We start from the raw sequence: 14,009 nt of genomic DNA, 5'->3' as shown, positions 1-14,009 counted from the left end.
ACAGCCGGAATTCTAAATGCGAGAAGCTCAAGCAGCAGGGTGCTTTTTGGCATTCTCGCGCTTGTCTTGTTGCTCGGCGCGCTGTGGCTGGGCGCTGCCATTGGCGAAACGTCTATACCTCTCGACGTGGTGGCAAAGACTATTGCTAACCGCGTCTGGAATGCGGGTTATCCGCTCGAACCGATTGATGAAGGCATTGTCTGGAGCTATCGCTTAAGCCGTGCAATGGTCGCGGCTTGTTGCGGTGCGGCTCTTGCAATATCTGGCGTGGTTCTGCAATCACTGCTGCGAAATTCTCTGGCTGATCCTTATATTCTAGGTATCTCAGCCGGGGCGTCGACAGGTGCCGTCGCGGTTGCAATCCTCGGTGTAGGCGCTGGTATGCTTTCGCTTTCGGTGGGAGCTTTCATCGGCGCGATTATTGCGTTCTCGCTTGTTTCTTTGCTGGCACTTCGAGCAGGGCGGGGCAACAGCGCAATCATCCTTGCTGGCATTGCAGGCTCGCAACTTTTTAACGCGCTTACTTCATTCATCGTGACCAAGGCTGCCAATGCGGAACAGGCACGCGGCATTATGTTCTGGCTGCTGGGCAATCTTTCAGGTGTGCGCTGGCCTGATGTGACGCTTGCGCTACCAGCCTGTATTGTGGGGCTTGCAATCTGTCTTTGGCATGCGCGTGCGCTTGACGCATTCACGTTTGGCTCGGAATCGGCTGCATCGCTTGGCATTCCTGTGCGTCGCGTCTATGCCGTATTGATCGGTGTTAGTGCCATGATGACGGCAGTTATGGTCTCCATTGTGGGATCGATTGGCTTTATCGGGCTCGTCATTCCTCATGCGGCACGTATGGTGGTTGGCGTCCGTCACGGGCGATTGTTGCCAGCTTCAGCACTCATAGGCGCAACTTTTATGATTGTTGCCGATATTCTCTCTCGCATCATCATTCCGGGGCAGGTTTTGCCAATTGGTGTCATAACAGCTCTGTTCGGTGCTCCGGCTTTTGCATTCCTTCTTGGGCAGAGGAGGGCGCAATCATGATGCTTTCAACGCATAATGTTAGCTGGTCGGCAGGCGGTGTCGAGATCCTGCGAGACGTATCGCTCGACGTAAAAGAAGGCGAATTTCTCGGCATTATTGGACCAAATGGCTCCGGTAAAACCAGTTTCTTGTCGCTACTTTCTGGAGTTCGCCGCAGCCGTTCTGGCGAGGTAAGGCTGGGCGGAATGCCTATTTATAGGCTCAATCGCCGGGAGATTGCACGCCAACTGGCATTGGTTGAACAGCAGGCAGGTACGACTGACCGTATAACTGCACGACAAGCAGTCGAGCTTGGACGTACTCCTTATCTCGGCGCACTTTCTCCATGGTCCTCCGAAGACGATATGATCGTTGATCGTGCGCTTGCCAATGTTGATATGGCGCATCTCGCAGAACGTTACTGGCATACGCTTTCAGGTGGCGAGCGGCAGCGTGTGCATATTGCACGTGCGCTGGCACAAGAGCCGCAAATCCTGTTGCTGGACGAGCCGACGAACCACCTCGATATTGGTCACCAGATTGGACTCCTTGACCTTGTGAGCCGCCAGAAGTTGACGGTGGTTGCGGCACTCCATGATTTGAATCATGCGGCGATGTTTTGCGATCGCATTGCGGTCATGGATAAAGGGCAGCTCGTTGCTTTAGGAACGCCGCGTGATGTCCTTCGGGTTGAGTGTATCCGCAAGGTATTCGGCGTTGAGGTTGAAGTAAAATATGAATATGAAGGTATGGATGGCTGTCATATTCGTTATCGTAAACCGAGCTATCTTAATCTTGAACTGAAACAATCCGCATAAACATGATTGGCAAGACAATGAGCAAACGATTTTTCCTGGCCGCCACGTTATTGGTTGCTTCTGCATTTCCAGCTTTGGCTGAAACGTTTGAAGTCAAGATGATGAACCGCGGTGAAAAAGGCTCAATGGTTTTCGAGCCCGACTTCTTGAAGTTAGCGCCGGGCGACAAGGTGAAATTCATTGCGACCCATAAGAGCCATAACGCAGCGACAGTCGATGGGATGGTTCCAGAGGGCAATCCGGGCTTTAAGGGTAAGATCAATGAAGAGATCGAAGTGACTTTCGATCAAGCGGGTTTCTACGGTATCAAATGCTCGCCGCATTACGGCATGGGCATGGTGATGTTGATTAAGGTTGGCGAAGCCGAGCTTCCGCAAAGCTATCGTGATGTGAAGTTTCCGGTGCGCGCAAAGACGCGGTTTGAAGAGTTGTTCACCGTTGCAGAGAATTAAAACTATAAATAAAAGCTAAATTATAATTATATAATTTAGCTTTTAAACTTTTTGATTCTATTTAACTTATTCACGTGAATGTGAGGGTAATATTGTTGACACTCCGTTTACATATTATTTACGATGCTGCTATAGGCGAAACGTCATATTATCAAACTGCTCATTTTTAATTGTTGTTTTCTTGACTTTTAAAAAATGTGCATGTCGATTATTTTAGTAAATACTAATTCTATGCTTCAATATTCGCTGTTTTTGATATGATAGATGCAGCTATTTTCGCAGCATCTTTTTTAGAGCCAGCATTTTATGATAAGCTCATTCTGAAGGGGACGGAACCAAATTTAAGAGCTGTCATTATTATTTTTAACTACATTTATATTTATAAAGAGCGGCGGCATCTTTTTTGGATGTCGTCGTTATTTTATGCGAAGCAGTTCCGTCACAACGGGCATGGTCGTGACGATAAAGCGATTTTAGAGTTTTATTTTTGCTTATTTCATCGCTGAATTAAGACGAGATTGGCTTAGTTTCAGACCGAGTTCATTTGCGCGAGCGATGATCGGTGCAAACCGGCGCTGCTTCTTTTCTGCGTGGTTTGAAGCAATGTCCGCAATGCGGTGCTTTAGGAACGGGTTAAGGAAGCGCTCGCGAACGGTAATAACATAGGCTTCAGCCTGTTCGCCGAGGCCATCAGCGGCAAAGACCGGTATGACTTCTTCGCGCCAAAGCGCTTCAAGTTCATTGCGGATTGTGTCGTCGTTCATGGCTTCCAGCACGATTTGGTCCTTTGGACGGTTGCCGTTCAGCCATTGCTCGGCAATGAAAGTGTGGCCGAGATTAAGCAGATAGAGCTTTAGGCGCTCATAAAGCGCAAGATTGTCCGTCACGACGATGTCGGGATGCGTGCAGGGAAGCGTGAGCCCGTCTGTCTGTTCAATGGCCCATATCGCATAGGGTTCGGCAATGGCGCCAACCGGATCAATTGGTTCCGATACAATCCGGTCAACGAGGCTGTTGGCAAAAAAACATTTACTTTCAATCCATTGCGTGAAAGCTTTCGGCAGGCTCCAGTTTTCCGCAAGATCAAGAATAATCGAGCGCAGCTTGTCGCCATTGCGCGAGATCAACTCGCATGGAAAAATCGACATCGGCGCATTTGGATTGATCTGCCAGCGATGATGCAACAGCACAAGCAGTTTCGCGGGAAAGCTTTTCGGTAAGCGGTCAGTTTCGCTCAGCAGGGAAACATCGTCAGCAGCATCCAACTCAAAACCTTTGTCGCCCGTATTGGACAAGATGACCTGCACTGTAGTGGCAAGGGAGCGTATGGCTTGCCAGTCGCAGTGAGCGGAATAGGCGGCGCTTACACTTTTTGCCTGATGTTTTTCATCAACGGGCTTGCCGTCGCGCAATCCGCGAATGATGACCGGATAGCCCTCGCCACTGTTCAGCGCGCTAATGCGGCGTGCGCTTTCAGGGTTGGATGTGGTCTGAACAATGGCAATTGTGCCGATGGCCTTGCCTTTTGCCAGGGCTTCGGAAATGAAAAAATCCACATGCCCGAGCAGAAAACGGCTGGTTCCAAACTGTAGAATCGATGGCTGATCGGTCATGTAATCCTCCCTTAGATTGTCGTGAAATAGCTACGCCAGTGTGTAAAATTGGTCAAGCCACTCTTTTAAAGCCAACTAAAGCATGGTGCGACAAAACTGACATAAACGACAATATACAATAGTTACAATAAGATAGATAATATTGCACTTTTTGCATCTTCAAAATATGGTAAGGCCAATTTGGGAGAGAGCATGAACGAGCATATTGGCTCCGTTGAACCACGGAGGCTTTACCAGCAAATTGCCGACCGGGTCCGATTGCTGATCCGCGAGGGACATTTTCCGGCCGGAAGCAGGCTTCCCGCTGAGCGTGAACTTGCGCATCAGCTGGGCGTGTCGCGCCCTTCCTTACGTGAAGCACTGATTGCGCTAGAAATTGCAGGCAATGTCGAAATCCGCATGGGTTCTGGCATCTATGTTGCGGCTGAAGAAACGCGGCTTCCAGCGCAAGGCGGTTCGATTGGCGAAAGCCCGCTTGAAATCATGCAGGCACGCTCGCTGATCGAAGGCAGTGCGGTGATTATGGCTTGCAGCCAAATTACAGATGAGGCGCTGGAGCGTCTGCGCGGTAATCTTGATGCGATGCGGCTACAGATTGAAGCTGAACGTAAGCCGATTGAATTGGATCGCCAATTTCATTTGATCATTGCTGAGCAATCAGCCAATTCGGTTGTTGAACGCATTGTGCGTGATTTGTTTGACGAGCGACATAGTCCGCTGACCGCGCAAATGCGCACCCGCTATGAGAATGCGGAAACATGGGCATTTGCTCTGGCGGAACATGAGAAGATTTATGCTGCATTGGAGGCGAGGGATCCGCTTCTGGCGCAGGCAGCGATGCGCACGCATCTGGATACATCAAAGCAGCGATGGATGGAGAATGAGCCCCGATAGGTGGGCTCGTGTTTCGCGCTGTTGCGATCTTGGGAGTGAGGTCAGAAAAATGAAAGACAAGGCTGTTTCAGCTGTGACGCCGGTAATCCTCTTGCATCCGTCTGATGATGTGGCGGTGGCGCGTATTTCGGTTCGTGCCGGCGATCCGATTGGACTTGGCGATGTGATTGCAAAAGATCTGATCGGGCGCGGCCACAAGGTTGCTTTGCGCGCTATCGCAGCCGGTAAGGAAGTGCACAAATATGGGCAGGTGATTGGTGTCGCCACGCAGGATATTGCGGTGGGTGAGCATGTGCATCTGCATAATCTCGCAATGCTACCATCTGAGCATGAACATCAGTTCTCGGTCGATATTGAAGAACGCGGTATGCTGCCGGAAGCGGAGCGCCGCCAGTTCATGGGCTATGATCGCGGTTTCGGTGGCGTTGGTACGCGCAACTATATCGGTGTCATTTCATCGGTGAATTGCTCTGCGACCGTTTCTCGCTACATTGCGGATTACTTCAACCGCATGGGTGGTCTGGATGGATTTGAAAACGTCGATGGCGTGGTGGCACTCACGCATGGCAGCGGCTGTGCGCTCAACACCAAGTCAGAAGGTTATCGTCTGCTGACGCGCACCATTCAGGGTTATGCAAAACATCCAAATTTCGGCGGTGTTCTGTTGATCGGGCTTGGCTGTGAAACCAACCAGATTGCGCCGATCATGGAGCATTATCGCATGGAAGAGGGCGCCCGCCTGCGCACCATGACGATCCAGCAGCATGGCGGTACGCGCAAGACAATCGATCATGCGATTGCCGAGATCAAGGATATGCTGCCGCTGGTGAATGCTGCAAAGCGCACGCCCCAGCCTTTGTCGAAGCTCAAGGTGGCACTCGAATGCGGTGGTTCTGATGGCTATTCCGGTATTTCAGCAAACCCCGCTCTGGGCTATGCATCTGATCTGATCGTGCGCAATGGCGGCACGACCGTACTTTCAGAAACACCGGAAATTTATGGCGCGGAGCATCTTCTCACACGTCGCGCTGTTACGCCTGCGGTTGCGGAAAAGCTGCTTGAGCGCATAGACTGGTGGCGCGATTATACGGCCCGCAACGGTGACGAGCTGAACAACAATCCATCGCATGGAAACAAGCTCGGTGGCCTGACCACCATTCTTGAAAAGTCGCTGGGTGCTGTTGCCAAGGGCGGCTCTATGCCTCTCAAGGCTGTCTATGAATTTGCTGAAACCGTAACCGAACAGGGTTTCACTTTCATGGATACGCCGGGCTACGATCCTGTTGCCGTGACCGGGCAGGTGGCGGGCGGTTGTAACGTGATTTGCTTTACCACAGGACGAGGGTCGGTTTCGGGCTTCAAGCCAGCGCCCTGCATCAAGATCGCGACCAATTCCGAAATGTACGAGCACATGAAGGAAGATATGGACTTCAATTGCGGTGGCATCGTCACTGGCGATGAAACCATTGAAGAGTCCGGGACGCGCATTTTCGAGCACATTATCGCGGTGGCTTCCGGTAAGAAGACACTGAGCGAAATCTACGACTATGGCGATAACGAATTCGTGCCTTGGCAGGTCGGCGCCGTAACCTGATCTGCCTCATGTAATTAAAATGACAGGAATATTCTGATGGTCAAAGCTCTGCGTATCGAGAGCGAAAATGTAACCCGTTTCGCCGAAATTCCCGAAGCACCGCTTTTGCCCGGTCATGTCCGGGTGGACGTGAAGCATGTGGGGCTTTGCGGCAGCGATCTGAATACGTTCAAGGGGCTTAACCCGCTGGTGGAACTGCCACGCATTCCCGGTCACGAAATCGGCGGCGAAATCGTCGAGGCGGCTGAGGGCGTCAGCCCGGCATATGCCAAGGGTAAACGCGTTATCGTGCTGCCTTACACCAATTGCGGTCAGTGTTCGTCTTGCCGCAAAGGCCGTCTAAACGCTTGTCGTTACAACAAGACTCTCGGTGTGCAACAGAATGGCGGACTGGCTGAACAGATCGTGCTGCCGGCTGAAAAGCTCATTCTGAATGACAGCCTGGCGCCACGTCATCTGGCTCTGGTTGAGCCGCTTTCTGTAGGTTTTCATGCGGTCGAACGTGGACGCGTTCAGGCTGGTGATACGGTTGCGGTGCTGGGCTGTGGCATGATCGGCATGGGTGTGCTGATTGGTGCGCTTGCGCGTGGTGCCAAAGTCATCGCCATCGATCCGAGTGCCGAAAAGCGCGAACTGGCGCTGAAATTTGGTGCAACGCATGCTCTGCCGGGTGGCGAAGATGTTGTCGCAAAGGTTCAGGAACTCACCAAGGACGATGGTGTTGATATCGCCTTTGAAGCGGTCGGTCTGCCGATTACTTTCACGCAGGCGGTTGACCTAGCAGGCTTTGCTGGTCGTGTGGTTTATGTCGGCTATTCCAAGTCGCCAGTGACCTATCAGACCCAGTTCTTCAATCTCAAAGAACTCGACATCATGGGTTCGCGCAATGCGACGCTCACCGATTTTGAGGCTGTCATCGCGCATCTCGAAAAGCTTGGAGATGAAGCGGACCTGCTTATCTCGAAGGTGTTTCCTTTTGAGGAAGCAGAACAGGCGCTGCCTTATTGGGATGGCGACCGCAACGTTCTGAAAATCATCATTGAACGCAACTGAATCGAAGCAAATGCGCTGCGTCAGGAAGGATGAAGTAGTGCGCTAGTGGAGGAAGCCGGCCTCGTGGCCATTGTTTGAAGACCCCAAAAGGGAGGAATATCATGAAAAAACTCGTTACCGGCATGATCGCCGCTGGCATGTTGCTGGCAGGAAGCATGGCAGCCTATGCTGCCAATGTGTCGATCAAGGTTGCCTATGAAAACAATCCGGGCGAGCCTTTTGATGAGGTAATGCATTACTGGAAGGACGATCTCGCCAAGCGCAGCAATGGCGAAATCACGCTCGAGCTTTATCCAAGCTCACAGCTGGGCTCGAAAAAGGATGTGACCGAGCAGGCCATGATGGGTCTCAATGTCGTGACCATTTCCGACGTTGGCTTTCTGGCCGAGTATGACCCGGACCTCGGTGTACTTTATGGCCCTTTCCTGACCGACGATCCGGCACAGCTTTTCAAAGTTTATGACGGCGATTGGTTCAAAGGAAAGAGCGAAGAGCTGAAGAAGAAGGGCATTCACATCGTAATGCCAAACTACCTCTACGGTATTCGCCAGATCATTTCCAAGAAGCCAATCCGCACGCCGGACGACCTTAAGGGCATGAAGATCCGCGTGCCGAACAACGTTATGCAGATCAAGACCTTTGAAGCCATGGGCGCAACACCGACGCCAATGCCACTAGGTGAAACCTTCCCGGCGCTTGCGCAGGGTGTGATTGATGGCGTTGAAAATCCGATTTCGGTTCTCTATGGCCAGAAATTTCAGGAAGAAGCCAAGTATCTGAGCAAGGTCGGCTATCTGACCAACGTGGCTCTGATCGTCGGTGGCGAAGCCTTCTTCTCGACGCTGCCTGAAGAGCAGCTCAAGATGATCCATGAATCCGCATATGATGCCGGTCTTTACAGCCAGAAGCTGACGATCGAAAAAGACAACGAAATGATCGAGAAGATGAAAGAAGCTGGCGTCGAAGTCATCGAAGTCGACCGTGCTCCTTTCAAGGCTTTGGCTGAAACGGTCTACACGCAGTTCCCTGAATGGTCACCGGGTCTTTACGAAAAGATCCAGGCTGAGTTGAAAAACTAATCCCTCCTATTCGGATATTGCCATGTCGCGGCTCTTGCTGCGGCGTGGCATGGCTATGGAATTAATCCGATGAAATACTTTGATAAACTGATCGAATGGTTGGCCGCTGCGCCGCTCTTTGTTCTTTTGGCTATGTTCAATGCCGCTGTTGTCATGCGCTACTGGATGCATCAGCCACTGCAATGGACAGAGGAAATGGCTGGTCTTCTTATGATCTGGATTGTGATGCTTGGCGCTGTCGCAGCTGAACGCAGCAACCAGCATCTTGCAATCCCGATGTTGGTGGACCTTTTTTCGGAAAAGGTCCGTGACGTCATCAATGCGATCATCTCAATTCTGTCAGGACTGTTTCTGCTCTACGTATCTTACGCCGGTTATAAGCTCTCGGTTGCAGCGCAGTTCAAAGTCACTGACGTGCTTCGTGTGTCCTATTTCTGGATCGACATTGCAGTTCCCGTCGGCTTCGTGATTATCTCTGTTTATATGTTTGCAGGTGCATTCAAGTCCTTGCGCGCAGTTTTTGCGGGAGGCAAGGCATGAACCTGACCACCATCGTTCTTATCATGCTGGCACTGATTGCGCTGAATATGCGCCTTTATGTTGCCATTCTGATCGCAGTCTTTACCTATTTTATCTTCTTCAACCAGATGCCGATTGCTATTGCTGTGCAACGCTTCATCAGCCCCGCGCAGAATACATCGCTTCTCGCTATCCCGTTCTTCATCATGCTTGGGACCGTGATGTCGCATACCGGTATTGCCGAGCGTCTGATCAAGGTTGCGGATATTCTTGTGGGCCGCATGCGTGGTGGCATGGCGCTGACCAACATCATGGTTTCGACCCTGATGGGTGGCGTGAGCGCTTCTAACCTCGCCGATAGTGCCATGCTGACCCGCATGATGGTGCCGGAAATGGTTAAGCGTGGCTATGATAAGGCATTTTCCTGCGCAGTTACGGCTGCTGGTTCGCTGATTACGCCAATCATTCCTCCGGGTATTGCGCTGATCATTTACGGTCTGATTGCAGATGTATCCATAGGCAAGATGTTTATGGCAGGTGTTGTTCCAGGAATTCTTGGTGCTGCCATTTTGATGATTGCAGCCTACATTACTTCGGTAAAGCGCGGTTACAAGCCAAGCCGTGAAAAGCGTATGAGCGGCGCTGAAGTTGCATCGACGCTTGCATCTGCATGGCCTGCCGTTCTGCTGCTGTTCGCGATTATCGGCGGCATCCGCATGAACATCTTCACACCGACTGAAGCTGGTGCTGTTGCTGTCACGCTGGTTCTGATCATCGGCTTTGTGATCTATCGGGAGATGCGCGTGTCGCATGTGGTGGATTCACTGATCGAAACTGCGAAGTCCACAGCCTCTGTCATGCTGGTTATCATGGCATCATCGGCGCTTGCATGGGTGTTTTCGCTGGAGCAGGCTGGTCAATCGCTGATGCAGTTGATCTCGTCTTTTACCAGCAATCCTTATGCATTCCTGTTAGCGGTCAATGTAATCCTGCTGATCCTTGGTGCGCTGATCGAAGGTACGGCCCTAATGATCGTTCTGGTGCCATTGCTGATGCCGACTGTTAAGGCTCTTGGCATTGATCCAGTGCATTTTGGTATCGTTGTTATCGTCAATCTCTCGATTGGAACGCTGACACCGCCAGTCGGCACGGTGATGCTGATGGTCTGTAACATCGCCAAGGTACGCGTTGCAGATTTCACGCGTCAGGCATTCAGCATGTATCTCGCGCTGTTTATTCTGCTGGCGCTTGTCACTTACGTGCCGTTTATCTCAACATTTCTGGCACATTAATTGAAAGAAAGGCGCGGATTAGTCCGCGCCTTTTTGTTTACCATGGGTTTTCGACTCTCGGCCAAATTGGCCGCGTCATTTTTTGGTAGTCGGTCACACGCGGATTGACCGGGTAGGAACTCGGCGCGTCGATATAGATAATTTCTGCGGCTATCGGCGCGAAGCCCGCATAAAAATGATTGGTCGATTTCACAACCAGAATGTCTTTCTGCATTGGGTCTATGCTACAGTTTGAAAAGATATCCGGCTCAAATGTCTGCGTGCGATTGGTGTTGAGAATGATGTCGATCTCAGTTCCCACGATGCGGACGACTGCAGAAGGCCCGAGCGTGACGCGACTGAGTCCAAAACTCTGCCACCCTTCCTGCAACACTTTCATCACAGTGACGCGCGCATCAATGGGTTCGCCCGCCTGCGGACCGGATTTGCCACCAATGCGCAAATTGATAATGGCGCCTTCGCCAGCAGCATGGCAGAACGTGACAGCCAGCGTATCCCAGATTGTTGCAACGGCGGCCTTCTGAATGCCACGTTCGATCAAGCGTCGAAGAATGTAAGTGCCATCTCCCGCTACCCCGCCGCCGGGATTATCCCACACATCGGCGATGACAGCAGGCTTCGACGGTTGCGCGGCGTGCGCCGAGGTCGCTCGATCTATCCCTTCATCAACATCATACATTGTCATAGGCGTTTGCTCACGCATGGCGATGAGCTCACGGCCAAGTTTCTCAGCCAAGGCATAACCCTTAGCTGCATCATTGTCGGTGACGACGAGTATTTGCGTACCCATTTCGGGGACGTCGGCTGCCATAAATCCATGAATAACTGAGACGGATAGAATGCCGTCTTTGCCATGCAATGCTTTAATACGATCAATAAAGCTCCGCATGGGTTCCTTACTGGTTGGAAAAACGCCGATCATCCGGCAATCAAATGTCGAAATGACAGGTTTGATTTTACCTTTAAGGGCATCAAGGGCGAGTGATACCACATGTTCACCGCGCTCATAAAAATCCGTGTGCGGAAATTCGAGGAATGCAGCGTAAATATTGAGATTTTTGACCCGCTTTTGCGTCAGGTGGCTGTGCGGATCAAACTCGCTGGCAACAAGAATATCTGGTCCGACGATTGCCCGGATGCGTTCAAGCAGATCACCTTCGCAGTCATCGTAACCTTGCGCAACCATTGCGCCATGGAGACCAAGTACAACCGCATCCACAGGCATTGCGGCTTTGAGCTGATCCAGAATTTCATCGCGCAGTTCTTCAAAAGCTTGCCTCTGAAGCAAACCGCCCGGTTCGGCCCATGTGGCGGTGCCTTCAATGACGGTCAAGTCTTCAGCCGCTGCCTGCTTGCGCAGAGCGACGATAGGCGAGGAACACAGCGTCGGTGTGTCCGGATGTTTTCCGGGCGCAGCATAAAAAGCCATTTCAAACGACGCGCGGTCGGTTGGTACGGGTGAAAATGTGTTGGTTTCAGTTGCAAGCGACGCTGTGAAAATGCGCATATGGTTTGCCTGGGCTATTTTTGCGGTGCGTAGGCGATAGCTTCAATCTCAATCTTGATGTCGAGCATCAGACGGGATTCAACCGTGGTGCGTGCCGGTGGGTCTTTCGGAAAGTAAGTCGCGTAAACTGCATTCATACGCCCGAAATCACGCGCATCTTCAAGCCAGATCGTCGTTTTCACAACGTCTTCCATGCTTGCGCCTGCCAGCGCCAAAGCTGCCTTGATGTTTTCAAGAACCTGTTTGGTCTGAGCTTCAATATTGCCTTCTACGATCTTGCCGTCAGCGCCCATTGGCACCTGACCGGAGATATAAACAGTGTCGCCAGCGCGCACTGCGGGTGAAAGCGGCACATGAGATGCACCAAAGACTTGTTTCTTTGACATGATGAACCTTGCTTATTTTACAGCACCGAGCGCCAAGCCTTTGATGAGGTAGCGTTGCAGCCATATGAAGAGTATTGCGACCGGCAGAGTGGCTACGAGCGTTGCTGCCATGACGTAGTGCCATTCAACTGTGTATCGACCTGCGACCAGTGAGAAGACCTGAATAGGCAATGTGTAGCTTGCTTGACTGCGCAGCATTGTGAGTGCGACGACGAACTCGTTCCAGGCATTGATGAAGGTGAATATTCCCGTCACTGCGATTGCCGGAAGACAGAGTGGCAGGAACACTTTGACCAGAGTTTTGAAGCGGCCAGCGCCTTCCATCCATGAAGCTTCTTCAAGGTCTTTCGGGATCGTGTCGAAATAGCTTTGCAACATCCACACTGTGAAAGCGATGTTAAAGGCCATGTAGATTGCGCCCACCGCCTTCACACTTTCAATCAATCCGTAAGCAGCAAGCAAGCGGAAAAGCCCCAACACCAATACAATTGGCGAGATCATTTGCGAGACAAGCAGGAACTGGCGGAATGCGCCATGACCTGCAAAATGAAAGCGCGACATGGCATAAGCAGCAGGAATGGACACGATGATCGCACCGACTGACGCGATTATCGAGACATAGAAAGAGTTGAGAAGTGCCGTGCCGAAACCCGTCCTCACCCACATTTCAGAAAAGTTCTGCCAGCGGAATTCACTTGGCCACCATGTCGGCGAGAGAACCTCATGCGGTGGTTTCACTGCTGTCAAAAACATGACGGCGAAAGGAAACAGTGTCAGCACGATCAACGGTGCGAGGATGATCCAGGCGATGATTGTGCGTTTGGTTTTTGATGCGGTCATGCGCGTTCGCTCCGCATTGAAATTCGAATATAAATCGCGGTGAATACAAGCAGGATCGCGAGCATGATCAGCGACACTGCTGATGCCTCACCAAGTTTTCCGAGCCTGAACGCCAGCTTGTAAAGATGCGTTACGAGGATGTCGGTTGAGTTTGCTGGCCCACCTTGTGTCATCACCCAGATGATTGGGAAGGAATTAAATACGTAGATCGTATTCAGGACGATTGCGATATTGATGAATGGTTTGAGCAGCGGCAGCGTGATTTCGCGGAATTGTTGCCAGATATTCGCACCTTCAAGTGATGAAGCTTCATAAAGATCGTCGGGGATTGAGGACAAACCGCCAAGGAAGATTGTGGTTGTAAAAGGTACAGTCACGAGAATGCCGACCAATATTTGCATTGGAAAGGCAGTCGTTGCACTGGCAAGCCATTGAATATTGCTGTCGATTAACCCTAAGTTTCGCAGCGCGGAATTCAACATTCCGCTTTCGCCGTTTAACGCCCAGCGCCAGACGATGGCTGTCATGGTTAGCGATACAGCCCATGGCAGCATGACAATCACACGCGCAACAGATCGGCCATAAAAATCCATATTGAGGACGATTGCTACCGGAACCGACACGACAAGCGCGCCGACAACGACAGCAACTGTCCAGATAGCGGTTCGCCATAAAGCATTGAGAAATTCGCTTGATGCGAAAAGTGCGGTAAAGTTTGCACCGTCGTTTAATTCGCGCAATTGTCCGAAACGGTTAACATCATGGGTGGCGATCTCAAAGAGATTTACAACCGGCCAGAAGATCACCACCGCAGCAAGCATTAAGCTTGGCAGGATCAGAAAATAGGGCAGGGTGCGATTGTGCATCGGCCAAAAAATCCAAACAAGAAAGGGAACCCGGCAGCAGATTGATGAAGACTGACTTGAGCCGTCTGATGCCGGGTTG

The 14,009-nt window shown here is 51.4% G+C and carries 14 protein-coding genes; 9 read left to right on the top strand and 5 right to left on the bottom strand.

The genetic code is table 11. The annotated features are described in order from the left end of the window. Window positions 1–9: 9 nt before the first annotated feature. The 3 genes from RI570_RS16440 to RI570_RS16430 are packed head-to-tail and all read left to right on the top strand — an operon-like array spanning window position 10 to window position 2,287. Window positions 10–1,038, top strand: a complete 1,029-nt coding sequence (locus RI570_RS16440; protein WP_409558699.1) for a FecCD family ABC transporter permease — start codon at window positions 10–12, stop codon at window positions 1,036–1,038. Next, a complete protein-coding gene (locus RI570_RS16435) occupies window positions 1,035–1,835 on the top strand; it encodes an ABC transporter ATP-binding protein (RefSeq protein WP_313829692.1) in 801 nt (266 codons plus the stop codon). The genes RI570_RS16440 and RI570_RS16435 overlap by 4 nt, the downstream gene beginning before the upstream one ends. A 17-nt stretch (window positions 1,836–1,852) precedes the next feature. Next, complete coding sequence (locus RI570_RS16430) at window positions 1,853–2,287, top strand: pseudoazurin (RefSeq protein ID WP_313829691.1); 435 nt, start codon at window positions 1,853–1,855, stop codon at window positions 2,285–2,287. 491 nt (window positions 2,288–2,778) lie between these two features. Here the strand turns inward: RI570_RS16430 and RI570_RS16425 are convergent, their stop codons facing one another. Continuing rightward, complete coding sequence (locus RI570_RS16425) at window positions 2,779–3,900, bottom strand: mannitol dehydrogenase family protein (RefSeq protein WP_313829690.1); 1,122 nt, start codon at window positions 3,898–3,900, stop codon at window positions 2,779–2,781. Window positions 3,901–4,092: 192 nt separating this feature from the next. Between RI570_RS16425 and RI570_RS16420 the strand changes: the two genes are divergently transcribed. The 6 genes from RI570_RS16420 to RI570_RS16395 all read left to right on the top strand — a co-directional run bounded on the left by RI570_RS16420 (window position 4,093) and on the right by RI570_RS16395 (window position 10,331). Then, the gene (locus RI570_RS16420; protein WP_313829689.1) at window positions 4,093–4,794 is read left to right on the top strand and encodes a FadR/GntR family transcriptional regulator; all 702 of its coding nucleotides are present in this window, start codon (window positions 4,093–4,095) and stop codon (window positions 4,792–4,794) included. Window positions 4,795–4,843: 49 nt separating this feature from the next. Next, a complete protein-coding gene (locus tag RI570_RS16415) occupies window positions 4,844–6,388 on the top strand; it encodes an altronate dehydratase family protein (protein WP_313829688.1) in 1,545 nt (514 codons plus the stop codon). A gap of 36 nt (window positions 6,389–6,424) precedes the next feature. Then, complete coding sequence (locus tag RI570_RS16410; RefSeq protein WP_313829687.1) at window positions 6,425–7,441, top strand: zinc-binding alcohol dehydrogenase family protein; 1,017 nt, start codon at window positions 6,425–6,427, stop codon at window positions 7,439–7,441. 101 nt (window positions 7,442–7,542) lie between these two features. Then, window positions 7,543–8,520, top strand: coding sequence for a C4-dicarboxylate TRAP transporter substrate-binding protein (locus RI570_RS16405; protein WP_313829685.1), 978 nt, complete (start codon window positions 7,543–7,545; stop codon window positions 8,518–8,520). A 69-nt stretch (window positions 8,521–8,589) separates the two neighbouring features. After that, entirely contained in the window at window positions 8,590–9,060 is a 471-nt protein-coding gene (locus RI570_RS16400) for a TRAP transporter small permease (RefSeq protein ID WP_313829683.1), read from the top strand. Further along, window positions 9,057–10,331, top strand: a complete 1,275-nt coding sequence (locus RI570_RS16395; RefSeq protein WP_313829682.1) for a TRAP transporter large permease — start codon at window positions 9,057–9,059, stop codon at window positions 10,329–10,331. Before RI570_RS16400 ends, RI570_RS16395 begins: the two co-directional genes overlap by 4 nt. Window positions 10,332–10,368: 37 nt before the next feature. On the opposite strand, the gene RI570_RS16390 is transcribed toward RI570_RS16395, so the two are convergent. The 4 genes from RI570_RS16390 to RI570_RS16375 are packed head-to-tail and all read right to left on the bottom strand — an operon-like array spanning window position 10,369 to window position 13,930. After that, window positions 10,369–11,838 carry a M81 family metallopeptidase gene (locus RI570_RS16390; protein ID WP_313829681.1) on the bottom strand — a complete coding sequence of 490 codons (1,470 nt, stop codon included), beginning with the start codon at window positions 11,836–11,838 and terminating at the stop codon, window positions 10,369–10,371. A 14-nt stretch (window positions 11,839–11,852) separates the two neighbouring features. Then, the gene (locus RI570_RS16385) at window positions 11,853–12,224 is read right to left on the bottom strand and encodes a RidA family protein (protein WP_313829680.1); all 372 of its coding nucleotides are present in this window, start codon (window positions 12,222–12,224) and stop codon (window positions 11,853–11,855) included. A gap of 12 nt (window positions 12,225–12,236) precedes the next feature. Then, window positions 12,237–13,064, bottom strand: a complete 828-nt coding sequence (locus tag RI570_RS16380) for a carbohydrate ABC transporter permease (RefSeq protein WP_313829679.1) — start codon at window positions 13,062–13,064, stop codon at window positions 12,237–12,239. After that, entirely contained in the window at window positions 13,061–13,930 is an 870-nt protein-coding gene (locus RI570_RS16375; RefSeq protein WP_313829678.1) for a sugar ABC transporter permease, read from the bottom strand. Before RI570_RS16375 ends, RI570_RS16380 begins: the two co-directional genes overlap by 4 nt. Between the last annotated feature and the right edge of the window lie 79 nt (window positions 13,931–14,009).

It is taken from the genome of Brucella pseudogrignonensis, from assembly GCF_032190615.1.
Classification (GTDB): Bacteria; Pseudomonadota; Alphaproteobacteria; order Rhizobiales; family Rhizobiaceae; genus Brucella; species Brucella pseudogrignonensis_B.
Note: the sequence above shows the minus strand (reverse complement) of the source record. Positions and strands in the feature narration are given on the sequence as shown.